15 protein-coding genes are annotated in these 18,770 nt (G+C 41.5%); 6 read left to right on the top strand and 9 right to left on the bottom strand.

Annotated features, from left to right (window positions below; all coding sequences use genetic code 11):
- Positions 1-8: 8 nt before the first annotated feature.
- From artJ to PSI23_RS06505, 3 genes are all read right to left on the bottom strand, one after another.
- Complete coding sequence (gene artJ, locus PSI23_RS06515; RefSeq protein ID WP_273554318.1) at positions 9-746, bottom strand: arginine ABC transporter substrate-binding protein; 738 nt, start codon at positions 744-746, stop codon at positions 9-11.
- A gap of 158 nt (positions 747-904) precedes the next feature.
- Positions 905-1,633, bottom strand: coding sequence for an arginine ABC transporter ATP-binding protein ArtP (artP, locus tag PSI23_RS06510; protein WP_273554317.1), 729 nt, complete (start codon positions 1,631-1,633; stop codon positions 905-907).
- Positions 1,634-1,856: 223 nt separating this feature from the next.
- Positions 1,857-2,759 carry a LysO family transporter gene (locus PSI23_RS06505; protein WP_273554316.1) on the bottom strand — a complete coding sequence of 301 codons (903 nt, stop codon included), beginning with the start codon at positions 2,757-2,759 and terminating at the stop codon, positions 1,857-1,859.
- A gap of 393 nt (positions 2,760-3,152) precedes the next feature.
- On the opposite strand from PSI23_RS06505, the gene macA reads away from it, so the two are divergent.
- Positions 3,153-4,316 (top strand): macrolide transporter subunit MacA, encoded by a 1,164-nt coding sequence (macA, locus tag PSI23_RS06500; RefSeq protein ID WP_273554386.1) that lies wholly within the window; start codon positions 3,153-3,155, stop codon positions 4,314-4,316.
- Between the two features lie 2 nt (positions 4,317-4,318).
- A complete protein-coding gene (macB, locus tag PSI23_RS06495) occupies positions 4,319-6,274 on the top strand; it encodes a macrolide ABC transporter ATP-binding protein/permease MacB (protein WP_273554315.1) in 1,956 nt (651 codons plus the stop codon).
- 62 nt (positions 6,275-6,336) lie between these two features.
- Here the strand turns inward: macB and cspD are convergent, their stop codons facing one another.
- Positions 6,337-6,567: a cold shock-like protein CspD gene (gene cspD / locus PSI23_RS06490; RefSeq protein ID WP_273554314.1), complete on the bottom strand. Its 231-nt coding sequence runs from the start codon at positions 6,565-6,567 to the stop codon at positions 6,337-6,339.
- Positions 6,568-6,891: 324 nt separating this feature from the next.
- Here cspD and clpS point away from each other — a divergent pair, with 324 nt between their 5' ends.
- Entirely contained in the window at positions 6,892-7,212 is a 321-nt protein-coding gene (gene clpS / locus PSI23_RS06485; protein ID WP_273554313.1) for an ATP-dependent Clp protease adapter ClpS, read from the top strand.
- A 31-nt stretch (positions 7,213-7,243) separates the two neighbouring features.
- Positions 7,244-9,529, top strand: a complete 2,286-nt coding sequence (gene clpA, locus PSI23_RS06480) for an ATP-dependent Clp protease ATP-binding subunit ClpA (RefSeq protein WP_273554312.1) — start codon at positions 7,244-7,246, stop codon at positions 9,527-9,529.
- Positions 9,530-9,651: 122 nt separating this feature from the next.
- On the opposite strand, the gene infA is transcribed toward clpA, so the two are convergent.
- From infA to trxB, 5 genes are all read right to left on the bottom strand, one after another.
- Positions 9,652-9,873 (bottom strand): translation initiation factor IF-1, encoded by a 222-nt coding sequence (gene infA / locus PSI23_RS06475; protein ID WP_086111255.1) that lies wholly within the window; start codon positions 9,871-9,873, stop codon positions 9,652-9,654.
- Positions 9,874-10,036: 163 nt separating this feature from the next.
- Positions 10,037-10,726, bottom strand: a complete 690-nt coding sequence (gene aat, locus PSI23_RS06470; protein WP_273554385.1) for a leucyl/phenylalanyl-tRNA--protein transferase — start codon at positions 10,724-10,726, stop codon at positions 10,037-10,039.
- A gap of 11 nt (positions 10,727-10,737) precedes the next feature.
- Complete coding sequence (gene cydC, locus PSI23_RS06465) at positions 10,738-12,513, bottom strand: heme ABC transporter ATP-binding protein/permease CydC (protein WP_273554311.1); 1,776 nt, start codon at positions 12,511-12,513, stop codon at positions 10,738-10,740.
- Positions 12,514-12,515: 2 nt separating this feature from the next.
- Positions 12,516-14,300, bottom strand: coding sequence for a heme ABC transporter permease/ATP-binding protein CydD (gene cydD / locus PSI23_RS06460; RefSeq protein WP_273554310.1), 1,785 nt, complete (start codon positions 14,298-14,300; stop codon positions 12,516-12,518).
- A gap of 105 nt (positions 14,301-14,405) precedes the next feature.
- Positions 14,406-15,365 (bottom strand): thioredoxin-disulfide reductase, encoded by a 960-nt coding sequence (gene trxB / locus PSI23_RS06455; protein WP_273554309.1) that lies wholly within the window; start codon positions 15,363-15,365, stop codon positions 14,406-14,408.
- 823 nt (positions 15,366-16,188) lie between these two features.
- On the opposite strand from trxB, the gene lrp reads away from it, so the two are divergent.
- Together lrp and PSI23_RS06445 are read left to right on the top strand one after the other, a co-directional pair.
- Entirely contained in the window at positions 16,189-16,683 is a 495-nt protein-coding gene (gene lrp / locus PSI23_RS06450) for a leucine-responsive transcriptional regulator Lrp (protein WP_004256338.1), read from the top strand.
- Between the two features lie 133 nt (positions 16,684-16,816).
- On the top strand, positions 16,817-18,770 hold a 1,954-nt coding region (locus tag PSI23_RS06445), incomplete at its 3' end, for a DNA translocase FtsK 4TM domain-containing protein (protein ID WP_273554308.1).

The raw sequence follows: 18,770 nt of genomic DNA, 5'->3' as shown, positions 1-18,770 counted from the left end.
GGTTTAGTTTATTGTTTGAACCATTTTTTGTAGATGGTATCGTAAGTACCGTCTTGTTTAACTTCTGCTAGTGCTTTGTTCAGTTTACCCAGCAATTCAGTATTGCCTTTGCGAACTGCAATTCCTAAACCGATACCAAAATAGTTTTTATCTGTCACTTTATTGCCAACTGTATTTAATTCTTGGTTCTTTTTCAGCCATTCATTGACAACGGCAGTATCACCAAACACAGCATCAATACGACCATTTTTCAAATCCAGGATTGCATTTTGGTAGCTGTCATAAGGTACGGTCTTAATTTCTTTATGCTGCTCCATCAAATACTTTTGGTGTGTAGTTCCATTCTGGATCCCTACTTGTTTGCCTTTGAGAGCAATAATTTGGTCAAATTTCCCTTTGATAGCAATGAAAATAGCAGAGTTATCATAATAGGTATGAGTGAAATCAACTTGTTTCTGGCGGTCTGGTGTAATGTCGATACCAGCCATCAGAGCATCAAAACGGCGGAATTTCAGGCTGGGGATGAGGCTATCGAAAGCCTGATTGGAGAATGTACATTTTGTGTTGAGCTTTGCACATATGGCATTCGCTAAATCGACATCGAATCCTTGAATTTTATTGTTTGCATCAATAAATTCAAATGGAGGGTAAGTTGCTTCTGTTGCAAAACGGAGTGTGGTTTTCTCTGCTGCGGTTGCTGATAAGGTTACTGCACTCAACAAAGCTGCAAACAATAATTTTTTCATAGCAATATCCTGTCGTTCATGAGCTTTATGGTTGATAACTGCTTTGATGTTTGTTTTGTAATCGATTATCGATATATACACTTCATTTTTCAAGCTGCTGCTTTATTGGTTATGCTGTGGCTTGAAATCTATCGGGTTTACAGATTCAGTCTGGTATTTCAGTGTGATAAGTAATGAGCAAAGGCTTCTGTTTGAGGGCGCATAAAATGAGTTGCGTCACCTTTTTCAATAATGTGTCCTTGCTCCATATATACAACTTGGCTTGCTGTTTTGCGGGCCAGCTCCACTTCATGAGTCACGATAATTTGGATGATGCCGGTTTCAGCCAATTCTTTGATAATGTCAATGACTTGAGAGGTGATTCCGGGATCGAGTGCAGCAGTGGGTTCATCAAACAATAGAACCTGAGGCTCCATCATTAACGCACGTGCAATGGCAACCCGCTGTTGCTGCCCACCGGAAAGGTGCAGTGGAAAACGGTTGGCGAATTCATCCAAACGAAGTCGGGAAAGTAGTTTTACCGCTTTTTCCTTCGTTTGTTGTTTAGATTGCTTCAATACTCGGCAAGGCGCTTCAATCAAATTATCCATCACGGTTAAGTGTGGCCACAAATTGTACTGTTGGAAGACCATACCAACTTTTTGTCGCAATGCTAGAATTTCTTTGTGGTTAGGCTGCTGTTTGAAATCAAATTGGTGTGTTGCCACATTGAGCTGCCCAGAACGAGGCATTTCCAGCAGGTTCAAGACACGCAGCAAAGAACTCTTTCCAGCCCCACTTGGCCCTAGTAAGACAACAGTTTCTCCCGATGTACATTCAAAATTGATATCGAACAGAGCCTGGTGTGAGCCATAGAAACAATTTATGTTTTTTAGTTGAATGTTCATGCGAAAAATATGAATAGTTAATTGATTGGTGTGATGTTAATCTTACAAACATAACTATGCAATAATATACGCGAAAAATTGTTATTTTAATCGAATTAACAGGTTAAATAATCAAGTTGAAGCCATTTTTTAGATTGTTTTTTGTTCTTTCTTTGATTGGATAGGCTAACCTTTATAGCAGAAAAGCTTTTTTAGTCAGTTCGTGTATCAAATGAAGCTTGCTCTATTGAGTAAAAAATGCGATGAACAAAGGAGTTATTAAACTTAATATAAAACCATGAACGATGGCCGCCGGCACAATACTTACACCACCAAAGCGTTGTAAGATTGGTAAGGTAAAGTCGATTGAAGCAGCACCAGTTAAACCCAATGCGGTTGACCGGTAGCGGTTTATTAGCATGGGAATAAGCATGATTGATGCCAGTTCACGAGCCAGATCATTGAAAACCGCAGTACTACCAAGTACAGGCCCATAAGCATCAGAAATTAAAATGCCGGAAAGCGAATACCAACCATACCCGGACGCAATGGCAAGGCCTGTTTTGATGGGCAACCCCAGTAAAAATGCGGCCAATACGCCGCCAAGCAAAGAGCTGATGGCAACCACTATGGCGATAATTGTGCCACGGCGATTCAACAGTGTTTGTTTTAAGCTCATACCGTTATTACGTAGTTGAATTCCAACCAGAAATAGTAAAAGAACCAAAGCAATTTCACTGGCTCGGCTGGAAAAATGAAACCATGACCAGCCTGTTAACCCAATAAGAAATCCCAATATTAATGCACCACATAATTTGACGGAATCTAATGCCATATGTAATCGGGAAGGGGGCTTTTTCTGTTTATGTGCATTAATAATCCACGGATCGCGTTTATCCAAGAGGTAAAGCGCTAGTATGTTAATTATAAAAGTGCACAGGAAAAATGTCATCGCATACAGCAAAATAGAAAGTAAATTACTGCCTAGGTTTTCCAGCATGGCGAGGCTGACACCCATCAGAATGAGAATGGTATAAACCATGACATTGAGTAGCTGATGCACAAGGATTAGCATCGATTTATTATTCAGATGAATAAGGTAGCCCAGAGCCAAAGGCAGGAGAATAATCAACAGTCCTGAATACATGATTCATATCCTTATTCAATAAAAAAATCTTTTTATCTAGTCCTGATAACTAAAACCAGTCACAAAGGCTAGCAAACACATTGAAACAAAAAAATTACACTAAAGTAACAAGCAGGATAAAGGGAAACATACTGAAACTCAACGCATTTTTTAATCCCTAATAGAAGGGGTGTTATAAATAAAATTAAGTAAATCCGATATGGAAAAGGGAAATTTGTTGTTACCAACCATGTAGGAGAATGCGGCGTTGCCGCTATTATATTACTTTTAAGAGAGATGAAAGAAAATAATCAGACATTTTCTTATCAGAAATATCCCGTTGATAGGTTATGTTTATATTGTCTACAGTAAAGTGAAATAATTAGATGTCATATTTAACGGTGGGTATTTGTGATGAATCGTCTTTCTACCAAGTATCGCTGGGTTGGGGCTGGGCTTATCCTTATCGCTATTATCTCTGTATTGTCCTATCTTTTCTATTCGCCGAGGCCAGTCACATACCAGACGAATGCAGTGATCAAAAGGGATTTAGAGAGAAGTGTCCTAGCGATAGGGAAGTTGGATGCTGTCAGTAAAGTTGATGTAGGGGCCCAGGTTAGTGGTCAGTTGAAAGAGCTTTATGTGAAATTGGGGGACAAGGTTACACAAGGTCAATTATTGGCATTGATTGACCCACAAACAGCAAAAAATTCTGTGGCAGAAATACAAGAAACAGCAAAATCACTGGATGCTAATCTCCGTGGCGCGAAGGCAGAATTAAAACTTGCGCAGCTCAAAATGAGTCGCCTGAAGCATTTGTTTAAATTACATTTAACACCTCATCAGGAATTAGATTCCAGCATAACAGATATGCAGTCTAAGGCCGCTAGAATTGACGACTTAATGGCGCAAATTAAGCAAAATAAGGTCAAACTTGATACTGCAAAAACGAATTTGCAATATACCAGAATCACTGCCCCGATAGCGGGCACAGTGACAGATATCAAAACATTTCAGGGACAAACTGTGATTGCTGCGCAGCAAGCACCCACTATCCTGACACTTGCAAATCTCGATACCATGGTTGTTAACGCGGAGGTATCAGAGGCCGATGTCATAAATTTAAAGCCCGGACAAAAAGTATCATTTACCATCTTGGGGGCTCCGGGAAGGCAATTTCACAGCGTTTTGAAAGATATTCTAGCAACACCGCAAATTGTGAATAATGCTATTTTCTACTATGCTCGCTTTGAAATACCTAATCCCGGCTATATCTTACGCTTACAGATGACTGCACAAGTAAAAATAGAGCTACAGTCGCTGCATAATGTATTGATGATCCCGATTTCCGCCTTGGAGATATCTTCTCGCCAATATACGCCTTCAACCCAAAATGCATCATCACCTCAAAATATAGTTTCTACCCAATATGAAGTTAGTGTTTTACAGAATGGAAAAGCAGAGAAACGCAAAATTACGATAGGTGCCTTTGATAACACCAACGTTCAAGTGCTCTCTGGATTAAAGGAACACGAACGTGTGATCACTAAGCGCAGTGAGAGTGACATAGAGGATTAATAATGAGTGTGTTATTGGAACTGAAAGATATTAGCCGTAGTTATCCATCTGGAGAAGGACAAGTCAATGTCTTGAATAATATTTCGTTATCCATACAGGCTGGGGAGATGGTGGCTATTGTTGGCGCTTCGGGTTCAGGTAAGTCCACTTTAATGAATATACTTGGCTGCTTGGATAAATCCAGCAGTGGAGAATATTGGGTTGCAGGGAGAAATATTGCTGACTTGGATAGCAATCAGTTGGCAGAATTGCGCAGGGAATATTTTGGATTCATTTTTCAACGTTATCATTTATTGACTCATTTAACAGCCGAACAAAATGTTGAGGTTCCAGCAACTTACTTCGGTATTTCCAAAATACAACGTCGTGAACGGGCTATTGAATTGCTAAAGAGTCTTGGATTGGAAAATCGGATTAACTACCGACCAAGCCAGCTTTCAGGTGGGCAGCAACAACGGGTTAGTATTGCCAGGGCACTTATGAATGGCGGTCAGGTCATTCTTGCTGATGAACCGACGGGGGCATTGGATAGTGCTTCTGGTCAGGAAATGATGGACATCTTGAAGACGCTTTGTCAACGAGGGCATACTGTTGTGATTGTTACTCATGATCCTAATATTGCTGCACAGGCACAAAGAGTCATTGAGATTAAAGATGGGCGAATCATGAGTGATTCATGTACTTCTGAGCGTCAAACATTGCCTCATATCTCTTCTTTGGGGGAAAAGATTGCAGATGCAAAAACCTCTTCAGTTCAACAAAGCTGGGGACGTTTTAATGAAGCTTTATTTATGGCATGGTGCGCCATGAATGTTAATAAACTACGTACGCTATTGACAATGCTTGGAATTATAATAGGTATTGCTTCTGTCGTAACGATTCTAGTGATTGGTGATGCGGCAAAATCGATGTTGTTATCAGATATTAAATCTATTGCGACTAACTCTATATCGATTTACCCAGGAAAAGATTTTGGCAGTGATAGTGCTTTGAGTATGCAGGCACTGAAACTTAACGATATCCCCGTAATAAAATCTCAGCCCTATGTTCAGGCTGTTTCTCCAGAATTCACGTACAGCGAGCGTTTGCGCCAAGGAAATATAGATGCTAATACACAGATATCTGGTGTAGGAAATGAGTTTTTTCAGGTATATGCCATGAAGTTTTCCCAAGGCATACCTTTTACTGCAGAAATGATTTATCGCCAGTCTCAAGTGGTTGTCATTGATGATAATACACGTAAGAAGTTTTTTCCTCACCAGAATAATGTGATAGGCAAACAGTTGTTATTGGCAAATATACCCCTGACGGTGATTGGTGTAATTGTCGGTGGGCAAAGTCTTAGTAAGAGTAATTCATTACAAGTTTGGATGCCCTACAGTACGATGAATAGCCGTTTGATGAATCGAAATTACTTGAATTCGATCGTTGTCAGACTGAAAAATGGCTATTCTTCCAATGAAGCAGAAAAAAAACTTAACCAGTTGTTGATATTCCTTCATGGCAAAAAAGACTTCAACACTTATAACATAAATAAAATCATTAAAATAATGGATAAAACAACCCGGACGATGCAAATATTCTTAACGTTAATTGCGGTAATATCTTTGGTTGTAGGGGGAATTGGTGTCATGAATATCATGTTGGTATCAGTTACCGAGCGTACGCGGGAGATTGGTATTCGTATGGCGGTTGGTGCCAGAACCGGTGACATTATGCAGCAATTTCTTATTGAAGCTGTTTTGGTTTGTTTAATCGGGGGAATACTGGGGATCACCCTGTCATATAGCCTTTCTTTGATTGCACAGTGGATGCTGCCGAAATGGCATTTTGTTTATAACCCCATTGTATTTATTATCGCGTTTGGTTGTTCAACGGCAATAGGAATAGTCTTTGGCTTCCTGCCTGCGAGAAATGCAGCTCGTCTCAATCCTATAGAGGCCCTTGCAAGGGAATAAAATAGCACGCCACAAATAGTTCCATAACCTATTTGTGGCGTGGAAATTATGAGTTTATCGGGTTACTCTTGTTTCGATTTTGAGCTATCTGCCAGAGGCACAATAAGGCTGGCGTGGTTACCCTTGGGGCCTTGATGAACGCTAAAGTTCACTTTCTGCCCAGCTTTTAGCGTCCTATAACCATCCATCTGAATGGTTGAATAGTGAACGAATATATCATCGCCCCCGCTGGCTGGGCAAATAAATCCAAAGCCTTTTGCATTATTGAACCATTTAACAGTACCTGTTTCCATACTTCTCTATCCCTCGTATCTCGATTTCGGGTTTAAGAGTCACTAAAAATTTTTAAATATGAACAGACACCCAGACAGAAGGTGGTGTTCATAAAATATACTGTAGTGAAATTGATTACGTCGTCAAGCACATAAACAGCATCAAGTTGTCTCAAATGACCAAAGTTTGATATAGATAACGATATCCAATTTTTAAGCAAAATCTTTATTCGTTAATCAAAGAGGGGTAAGCAGAGTGCTTTATGAAGTGATAAAATATATAGCAGTAGAATGAATTAGTTCATACTAAAATTCAGCGGAAAGTTAATGCCCAATGGAAGAATAATGACTGAGTTTTATAACAACTTGAAAATTGAAGAATTTATTAGGGATGAAGCAAAACAAAAACTACAACCACCATCAATGTATAAGGTGATTCTTAACAATGACGATTATACCCCTATGGAGTTTGTGGTTGACGTATTGCAAAAGTTCTTTTCTTATGATGTTGAACGAGCAACGCAACTAATGCTGGATGTCCATCAAAAAGGGAAAGCAGTTTGCGGAATTTATACGGCAGAGGTCGCAGAAACTAAAGCTGCGCAAGTGAACATGTATGCTAAGGAGCACGAGCATCCGTTACTTTGCACGCTGGAAAAGGTCTGATCTGGCTCACTGAATTTAGGAGGAGGTGCTTATGCTCAATCAAGAACTGGAGCTTAGTCTCAACATTGCTTTTGCCAAAGCAAGGGATAACAGACATGAATTTATGACTGTAGAGCACCTGTTGCTGGCGTTGTTAAGTAATACATCAGCGCGAGAAACATTGGAGGCTTGTAAAGTCGATCTGGCAATGTTACGCCAGGAATTAGAAAGTTTTATTGCACAAACCACCCCCTTGTTATCTGAGAATGATGACAGAGATACACAACCTACATTAAGTTTTCAGCGTGTTTTGCAACGCGCGGTATTTCATGTTCAATCTTCGGGACGTTCAGAAGTCTCAGGGGCGAATGTTTTAGTTGCCATTTTTAGCGAACAGGAATCACAAGCTGCTTATTTATTGCGTAAGCACGATGTCAGTCGCTTGGATGTTGTGAATTTCATCTCTCATGGAACGCGTAAAGATGAATTCGATAATGATTCTCACCATAGTATTAATCCAGTTCAGGAAGAGCAGGTAGTTAGTGAAGATAGATTGGAAAATTTCACTACCAACCTGAATCAATTGGCACAGAAAGGGCAAATTGATCCGCTTGTTGGTCGTCAGAATGAATTGGAAAGGACAATTCAGGTACTGTGTCGTCGCCGTAAGAATAATCCTTTATTTGTTGGGGAATCGGGCGTTGGTAAGACGGCTATTGCTGAGGGACTCGCATGGCGTATTGTACAAAAGAATGTTCCCGAAGTGATGCTGGATTGTACCATCTATTCTCTGGATATTGGCTCATTGCTGGCAGGTACAAAATATCGCGGTGATTTTGAGAAGCGCTTCAAGGCTTTGTTAAAAACACTGGAGCAAGACAGTAAAAGTATTCTCTTTATTGACGAAATCCATACTATTATTGGAGCTGGTGCTGCTTCAGGTGGGCAAGTGGACGCAGCTAATCTTATTAAACCGTTGTTGTCCAGTGGGCGTATACGGGTGATTGGCTCAACGACTTACTACGAATTCAGCAATATTTTTGAAAAAGATCGGGCTTTGGCTCGTCGATTCCAAAAAATTGACATTCTTGAGCCTTCTTCTGAAGAAACGATACAGATTATCAATGGGCTGCGAACTAAATATGAGGCACATCACGATGTTCGTTATACAGCGAAAGCCATCCGTGCCGCAGTTGAGTTATCTGTGAAGTACATTACTGATCGTCATTTACCGGATAAAGCTATTGATGTCATTGATGAAGCAGGGGCAAGGACAAGATTAGTACCAGTTAGCCGCCGCAAGAAAACGATCAATGTTTCAGATATTGAGTCTGTGGTTGCTCGCATAGCCCGTATTCCAGAAAAAACTGTGTCAGCCAGTGATAAAGATGTATTGAGAACACTGGATGATCGTTTGAAAATGTTGGTTTTTGGTCAAGACAGGGCTATTGGTGCCTTGACGGAAGCCATTAAGATGAGCCGTGCTGGATTGGGGCAGGATCATAATCCAGTAGGATCTTTCTTGTTTGCAGGGCCTACCGGGGTGGGGAAAACGGAAGTAACTGTCCAACTTGCCAGAGTATTGAATATCAAATTATTGCGATTCGATATGTCAGAATATATGGAACGTCATACTGTCAGTCGTTTAATTGGCGCTCCACCGGGTTATGTTGGGTATGATCAGGGCGGATTATTGACTGATGCAATCATCAAACATCCTCATTCTGTACTGTTGCTGGATGAGATTGAAAAGGCCCATCCCGATGTATTTAACCTGTTGTTACAGGTTATGGATAATGGTACATTGACCGACAATAATGGTCGTAAGGCTGATTTCCGCAATGTTATTTTGGTGATGACAACCAATGCTGGGGTACGTGAAATACAGCGTAAATCTATTGGATTCACCGAACAGGATAACAGCACAGATGGAATGGAAGAGATAAAACGGATTTTCACACCTGAATTCCGCAATCGTCTCGATGGCATCATCTGGTTTGATGCACTTTCTTCCGAAGTTATTCAGCAAGTTGTTGATAAATTTATTGTCGAGTTACAAGCTCAGCTGGATGAAAAAGGTGTTTCTCTGGAAATCAGTGCAGATGCCCGCCAGTGGTTATGTGACAAAGGTTATGATAAAGCAATGGGTGCTCGTCCTATGGCTCGTATAATTCAGGACAACCTCAAAAAACCATTGGCGACTGAGCTGTTATTTGGCTCTTTGGTACATGGAGGTTCGGTCAGGATCAAACTTGACAAAGCTAAACAGGCATTAGTATACGATTTTAAGAGCGCTCAAAAATCGAATAGAAAGAAATCAGAAGATGCCGTGTTATAAGCATAAGGTATAAATAGTATAAAACGGAATAAGTATCAGTGATAGAAACTGGTGACTGGTGGTAAAAAACATAGCCAAACCACAGGTGAATGCGATCACCTGTGGTGCTAAAGGTATCTTAATCAGCGGCTACGGAAAGTGATGCGTCCTTTTTCCGGATCATATGTAGTTAGCTCAACTGTAACCTTGTCTCCAGTCAGGATACGGATATAGTTTTTACGCATTTTTCCTGAGATGTGAGCAGTGACAATGTGCCCGTTGTCTAATTCAACGCGAAACACAGTATTTGGTAGTGTTTCTAACACAGTACCTTGCATTTCAAAATTATTGTCTTCTTTGGCCATCTAATCCTCTAAATGTAACAACCCTAGTTTTTAATCGGCAAGATAATGCCGAAAAACCATCATTATGTAAAGGAATGTTGTATTTTAAGCCATCATTTTATATACGATAAGATGATGGCTAGTGACATTCCCACCGTGAACAGCATTAATCTCTAAGAGATGATTATAAATCCAGTCTTTGTACAGACCAGCATCCTGATTGCAATGACTGCCTTCTTAATTGATAAAGATGCTGGAGAAACAAGTTTCTCGGAATATTTTTAGCACCCAATGATTCTGTATGGTGATTTAATACCTGACAGTCAAACAATTGGCCGCCATAACGTAAAAAATGGTGATAGAATGCTACAAAAGCACACTTGGAGGCATTCTCCATTTTGCTAAACATTGATTCACCGCAAAATAGTGTGCCGACACAAACGCCGTATAAGCCACCCACAAGTTGACGATCATGCCAGACTTCTATTGAATGAGCCAAACCTTCCTTATGTAAGGTTTGATAACCTTTTTGAACTTCTGGCCCAATCCAAGTGCCTTCTTGCCGTTGGGCGCAATTATAAATTACTTCATCGAAAGCATAGTTTACCGTAATTTGGTAAGTATGTTTGCGAATAAAACGTCGCAGTGTTCGGCCAGTATGCAATTCTCCCGGAATTAGCATCGCCCGAGGATCGGGAGACCACCATAAAGGAGGCTCATCAGGCGAATACCATGGAAAAATACCCTCATGATACGCTACTCGTAAGCGTTCTGCACTTAGATCTCCTCCAAATGCCAGTAAACCATTAGGTTCAGCTAGTGCATTGGTGGGATGAGGGAATTCATATGAGTTATCCAGTTGAGCTATTGACATCATAAGTTGAATCACCCTTGCTCAGGGTAGCTCTGTGGCTGATAAAATTGTTGTCGCTGATAAAATTGATAGTAACGCCCTTGTTGAGCTAGTAGCGCATTATGCTTGCCTTGCTCGATAATACGTCCTCCATCCATCACACAGATTCGATCCATATATTGTAAGCCTGTGAGTCGATGGGTAACAATAATTAGTGTCTTATGCTGACAGCTACGGCGTAACAGCGACAGAATCTGTTGTTCTGTATCTGCATCAAGCCCTTCAGTCGGCTCATCCAGAAGCATCAATGGTGCATTGTGTAACAATGCTCTGGCAATCCCCAAACGGCGCTGTTCTCCACCAGAAAGTTGACGACCACCTTCCCCCACCCAACAGTTTAGTTTTTTATCAGTGTCTAGCAAGTATTCTAAACCTACTTGTTGTAATACAGTTGCTAATTCATCGTCATTAGCATCTGGTTTTGCCAATAAAAGATTTTCACGCAGGGTATGGCTAAATACATGTATCCGTTGGGGAACGATAGACATCATTGAGCGCAGCGTTGTCTCATCATAGTGGGAAATAGGATGTTGATTGAGTTGAATCTCACCGCTATCGATGTCCCACGCACGGGTCAATAACTGCAAGAGTGTTGATTTACCACATCCTGTTTTTCCCAATAAAGCAATATGTTCGCCTGATGTTAGGGATAGAGAAATATTTTTCAATACTGGCAGCGGTTGATCAGGATAGGTGAAATCGACATTTTTTATTTCAAGACTAAGTTCATTATTTGCCTGAGGCCCATGAGAAGGGAAGGTGACTTCCGGTTTCTGGTGCATCAACTGAGAAACACGAGTCGCAGATGAAATGACTTGCCCCATGTGCTGGAATGCTACTGTGACTGGCCCAAGTGCTTCAAACGCAGCAAGGGTGCAGAATGTAAACAGCGCAATTAATGCACCCGCCTGACTATTTTCTCCAACATCTATTTCTCCAATACCAGCCGCAGCAAGCCAAAGTATCAGCGTCACTGTCATGCCGGTGGAGAAAATCATGATGGCTTGTGAAAGCCCGGTTAAATCGGCTTGTTTTTGCTGGCTTTTTAACCAGTCATTTTCAACTTCTGTCATGGATTGACGAAAGCGTTTGAGTGCGCCGAATACACTTAATTCAGCTTGCCCCTGCAAGGCACTGGTAAGTAATGTACGATATTGACCGCGTTGTTGGGTAATGTTTCTGCCATAGGGTTTTCCTGCGTGGTAAAACACGAAAGGTAATATTAGCAGCAGTCCTAACATAATACTGCCAATGGTATAGGCAAGGGTGATATCAAGGAATCCCAGGCCAAATGTCAGTACCAGAATGACGACAAATGCGGCGAGAACAGGAGAAATAACTCGTAGATAGAGATGATCCAGTGTTTCGACATCAGCAACGAGCCTATTTAACAACTCACCTTGACGAAAACGGGCAATGCCTCCGGGAGAAAGTGGCAGTATTTTTTGAAAAGCAAAAACACGTAAATGTGCTAATACACGGAATGTTGCGTCGTGGCTGACAAGCCGTTCGCCATAACGGCCAGCAGTACGGAAAATAGCAGCTCCACGAACGCCAGCAGCAGGCAGCATGTAGTTGAATGTATATAATCCCGCGAATCCAGCCAAAGCTGTGCCGGCAAGGAACCAACCAGATAGTGTTAGCAGTCCAATACTGGCTAACAGCGTTACAATCGCCAATATCATGCCTAAGCTAATGAGAAACCAATGGCGGCGATAGAGGGCGAGAAATGGGAGTAATACACGCATGATTAAAGCTCCACACTACGGTGAGACAACAAACGAGAAAATACACCTTGAGACTGGCTTAAAGTTTGATAATCACCTTGCTCAATGAGTAATCCATTTTCCATTACCCAAATCTGGTCATATGATAGTGTTTCTTCCAGCAAGTGAGTCACCAGCAATGTGGTTTGCTGATGAGATGCTTGATTTAAGGCCATCATCACACGTTGTTCGCTATGAGCATCAAGGCTAGCGGCTGGCTCATCCAATAGCAATAATTGGCAAGGATTTAATAACGCTCGTGCCACTGCGATACGCTGAGCTTGTCCGACAGACAGGCGAGCAGCGTTATCACCTACCACCGTATTGATTCCATCCGGAAGATCGTTAATAAACTCACTGACGTAAGCTCTTTCCATCACATCATTGACTTGCTCTTGTGTTGCATCAGATTGACCAAGACATATATTATCGAGCAGTGTTTGTTCTGGCAGATGTGGGTTCTGCCCAACCCAACTCAAACATTCGCGCCATTTGGTAAGATCGAGTTCACACAACTCAATTCCATTAATTTTCAGGGAACCATGGTAAGGCAGGAATCCCAGTAATACATTGATCAACGAACTTTTGCCTGCGCCACTTTTTCCAACCAGAGCAATTCGCTGGTGTTTATCAATCGTAAAATTCAAGGGTCCAGCAAGGCGATGACCATCGTGAGACATAATTTCCAGTTTGCTGGCTTCAATGGTTACTGGTTTTTTATCTGCTGTTTTTTTATCTAATAGTATTTTCTCACCACTGTTTGTGACCTGTTCTCCATCGCTGCTAAGCAAGGTGAAAAGCGATTCTGCTGCTCCGACTGCCTGAGCTTTTGCATGATAAAACGTACCTAAATCGCGCAGAGGTTGAAAAAATTCAGGTGCAAGGATTAAAGCGAAAAATCCTGCAAATAACGTTACACCCATCCCATAACTGCCAAAATGCAATTCTCCCAAATAGGAAAAACCAAAATAAACAGCAACAACGGCAATGGAAACTGCGGCAAAAAACTCTAAAACGGCTGAAGATAAAAATGCCATGCGCAATACTTCCATCGTTTTATGACGAAAGTTTTCTGTTGACTCAGTGATTTGTTTAACTTCAGCTTCTCCTCTGTGGAACAGGCGCAACGTTTCCAGGCCCCGTAAACGATCGAGGAAATTACCGCTTAATCGACTGAGAGCAACAAAATTGCGCTGATTGGCATCTGCGGCCCCTAATCCAACCAAGGCCATAAACAGAGGAATCAATGGTGCGGTTACAAATAAAATCAATCCTGCAGCCCAATTAATTGGGAACACGGTAATCAGGATTAAGATAGGAATCATCGTAGCAAGAGCAATTTGAGGGAGATAGCGAGAGTAAAAATCTTGCATGTCTTCTATCTGCTCTAGAATAATGGTTGCCCAACTTCCTGCTGGTTTCCCCTTAACCCACACTGGCCCCAGTTGTTCAAGCTTATCCAGTACCATATTACGGATTTGTTGGCGTACAACTTTGCCACAGATAAACCCGACACGTTCCCGAACGGCATTGACAATTGCCCGTAATATAAAGGTGGCTGCCAACATGAGAAACTGGTTGATAAGATTTTCGCGGGGAACATTGTCCATAATCAGGGCTTGAAGGATGGTAGCCAAGAGCCAGGCCTGAGAGATAATCAGCAGTCCACTGATTAGGCCAAGTAGCATTGATAAACGAAGCCACCGACGGGCAGGAGCAGTTTGCTGCTTCAGCCATCGAACAAGTTCAGATTGTCTTGCTTTGTCCATAAGAAAAATTTCTGATTAAGCGGGTGATGATACGGAATATCAAAACAAGCTGTATGTTACCTGTAAAAAAGCGCTATTTCGATAGCGCTTTTGGGGAAAGATGGATTATTTAGTTGCCAATCCGTCAAGGAAACGTTCTGCATCCAGTGCAGCCATACAGCCTGTACCTGCTGAGGTGATAGCCTGGCGATATACATGATCCATAACATCTCCAGCGGCAAAGATACCTGAAATAGAGGTTTGGGTGGCATTACCATGCAATCCAGATTGGACTTTGATATATCCGTTTTCCAGTTCTAATTGACCGCCAAAGATGCCAGTGTTCGGGCTATGACCAATGGCGATGAACACTCCAGTGACATCCAGTTCTTCAATATTGTCACTTTTCGTATCACGAATGCGGATACTCGTAACCCCCATATCATCACCCAGAACTTCATCCAGAGTACGATCAGTATGCAGAATAATATTGCCGTTCTTCACTTTTTCCATCAGGCGGTCAATCAGGATTTTCTCTGAACGGAAAGTATCACGGCGGTGAATCAAATGTACTTCAGAGGCAATGTTCGCTAAATACAGCGCTTCTTCGACAGCAGTATTACCACCACCAACTACAGTAACCTTCTGTTTTCGATAGAAAAAACCATCACATGTTGCACAAGCAGATACACCGCGACCTTTGAAAGCCTCTTCGGAAGGCAATCCGAGATAACGGGCTGAAGCACCTGTCGCGATGATTAAAGCATCACAGGTATATTCCTGCTCATCACCAAATAAACGGAACGGTCTGTTTGAGAAATCAACTTTCTGAATATGGTCAGAAATGATTTCTGTTTGAAATTTTTCAGCGTGTTGGAACATGCGCTCCATCAAACCTGGGCCAGTCAGCCCTTCAGGATCACCGGGCCAGTTTTCAACTTCAGTCGTGGTGGTCAATTGGCCGCCTTTTTCAACCCCAGTAATGAGGACGGGATTTAGATTAGCGCGGGCTGCATACACAGCAGCGGTATAACCAGCAGGACCTGAGCCAAGAATGATAAGTTTACTGTGTTTGGCTGTGCTCATGAATACCTCATTTCCATTATCGCATATTGCGGATTTAGCGATTGTAGGAGAAATAATAAGTTAAAAAAAGCGATTATCAGATAAAATATTTATGTTATTAACGATTTTACCGATAGATAGTAACTATGATGTAATCGAATTGTAAGAATAGATTGTTTAACTTTCTGAATCGAATATCATTTATACATTTGAGGTATGAAACAAGCCATTGAAACGATTTATTGAAAATTTGTCTGGCAGGTTGTTCTGATTTTTGTTCATTTACTTTGACAATCGGCTGTGCATTTGCGAAAACATCGGTGTAAGGGATAACTATCTGCGTCGCTAATCAATTATTTATATAGAATAGACAAATTAGTGTGGATAATTTTCTTATTGAATATTAAAAATTGTCGTTAAGCTGTTTTCTGAAAAACCTGAAGTTTTAGGAGATAGTATTTTAGGAGATAGTGTTTTGGGAGATAGTACTCTGGAAGATAATGATCCGTAAAATAGTGTCCTGGAGAATAGCATTCTGATAAATCATACTATATGCCTAATAGATTATAAGTTGCAGTTTGGCTGCAAGGGAACGAAGCCTTAAGTGTATAGAAATTATATTAGCGACTGAGGTGAGTGAGCACAGCCAATATAGCAGCAACTTGGAAGGTAAAAAGGGATAATAATCGAATGTCAGAAGATTATATTCTGAAAAATTGTGGTAGACCTCAAATCTTTGGTTACAGATTGAGCTTTAGCCTTTGAAGACATCTTTTCCAGCTCAGCCGCTTGAAAGAGATAGGGAAAATGTTATAGGTGTAGGAAATAAAGAGAGAGCAATAAGATGATAGATAATAAGAAGCGTCCAGGAAAAGATCTTGATCGTATAGATCGTAATATCCTTAACGAGTTGCAGAAAGACGGCCGTATTTCTAATGTGGAGTTATCCAAGAGAGTTGGTTTGTCACCAACCCCTTGTTTGGAACGTGTACGTCGCTTGGAGCGTCAGGGTTTTATCTCTGGCTACACAGCTTTATTGAATCCTCATTATTTGGATGCATCATTGCTGGTATTCGTTGAAATTACGTTGAACCGCGGCGCAGCAGATGTATTTGAACAATTCAATACAGCAGTTCAGAAACTAGAAGAAATTCAAGAATGCCATTTAGTTTCTGGTGATTTTGACTACTTGCTGAAAACACGTGTGCCGGATATGTCTGCATATCGTAAATTGCTCGGCGAAACCTTGTTACGCCTTCCTGGTGTTAACGACACCCGTACTTATGTTGTAATGGAAGAAGTGAAACAGAGTAACCGTTTGGTAATTAAGACTCGTTAAGCTTTTGCCTAAAAATGTACAGATGCAAAACAGGAAAAACTTAGGTACACTCCTGTTTATGTATACAGTTTCAACGCTGAGTTACCCTCAGCGTTGTTCCGTTTAATCAACAGGAAAACCTGGAGAGCCTTTCTTGAACCAGGAATATACAGAAGACAAACGTGTTAAATTAAAGAAAATAAGCAGTGGCCGCCGGCTTCTGGAAGCCGTTCTGTTGGTTATTGTTATTTGTGCCGTGTACTTGATGGTAGCGCTTATCAGCTTCAATCCGTCTGACCCTGGTTGGTCACAGACATCATGGCATGAACCTATTCACAATTGGGGCGGCAGTGTTGGTGCTTGGTTATCTGACGCGCTGTTCTCGGCATTTGGTGTTCTTGCCTATGCAGTCCCACCGTTTATGTTTTTAGGTTGTTGGAATGCTTTCCGTCAGAAAGATAGGCAAGAGTACATTGATTTCTTCACACTCGCATTACGCGTCATTGGTGCTTTAGCCCTGATACTGACTTCATGTGGCTTGGCTGCACTCAATATTGATGATTTAAATGACTTTGCTGCAGGTGGGGTCGTTGGTAATTTATTCAGCAATGCGATTCTGCCTTGGTCCAATATCCTTGGAACAACATTGGCTCTGCTTGGTATCTGGGCGGTTGGTTTCACCTTGTTTACGGGGTGGTCATGGCTCACGATCGCAGAAAAAATTGGCGCAATCACTCTGGATTCACTGAGTTTTGTAGTCAACCGTGGTCGTAATGATGATGCTGAATATGATTCAGAAAATGCGTTAGTTTCCAATCGCTCAGTTAGTGAACAGAAACGAATAGAGCATGTAGATGAACATGACATGGATAAACCCATGGTTGCTACGGAAACGCTAAACGCAGATGAAGATGAAGATGATGTATTATTGACGGCTCCGACGGTGGTCGAATTATCTAATACAGATCCAGATTTGCAGCCTGCATCGGCTTTTCTGGTTATGGAAGAAAGCGAAAAACTTCAAAAAAATATTTCAGTAGAATCTCACTCCACAGACCTCTCTCCAGCATTTGATCAACCTGAATTACAACATCGGGAAGGGGAAAACCAGGAAGAGGGAAATCAGGGGCAAGAGCCTGTTCATTATACTTTTGAATTACCCGACGATGACCAATCAGGTACAAATCCAGAAGCGGATAACGTTTCCCAGACTATTTCGAAGCAATCCACAGATAGCTTTGTAGGCACGAACACACAGTCACAAGCTGATGTACCAGATACATTTACTCTTCCTCCACATGATAATGCCAATTTGAAAAATGCGGCGGCGGGTATCGCCAGCTCTACTGTTGCGTCGAAAAACCCACAGGTTAAGCAAGGTATTGGTCCTGAAATGCCTCGACCTAATCCTATTAGGATCCCAACACGCAGAGAATTGTATGGTATCAAAGTGCCCTCTTACCGTTTGGCAGAACACATGCAACGGGAGGAAAAAGAGAGACAGAATGAGCTGATTGCAGAAACCAATGAACAGCAAATGGATGCTCAACAGCAAGATATGTTGCGTCAGCAATTTATCGAGCAACAGCGTGAACGCTATGGTGCCAATTTTGAAGAAGAAAATAGAGAGTATCGTGAAGAAGGCACGTTGATATATAAACAACCATCAGTAGCCGAATTTACGAAAAATAGCGTAGATGAACAGGCATATGAACAAGCAGTAGATGAACAGAAAACGCAGGAAGAAACGTTGCGAATAGCATTTGAACAACAGCAATGTGAACGTTATCAAATGAATCAACCTGCCTCTTTGGTACAAGTTTCAGCACAGGATGAAAAACCAGAACCCAATTATTTCCCTCAGATAAGTGATCTTAATAAATCTGAGTTTGCTGAATCTGCATTAATGCCAACAGAATCCTCGATTCAACAAGTTCAGGAGAAAAATATAGCTATTACTCTTGATTCTCACGAATTGAAAAGTCAACATACTTTTGCGCAGCAACCGCAGCAACCGCAGCAACCGCAGCAACCGCAGCAACCGCAGCAACCGCAGCAACCGCAGCAACCGCAGCAACCGCAGCAACCGCAGCAACCGCAGCAACCGC

It is taken from the genome of Xenorhabdus yunnanensis (assembly GCF_028598805.1).
GTDB classification, from domain to species: domain Bacteria; phylum Pseudomonadota; class Gammaproteobacteria; order Enterobacterales; family Enterobacteriaceae; genus Xenorhabdus; species Xenorhabdus yunnanensis.
This window is presented reverse-complemented; position numbering and strand designations above follow the sequence as displayed.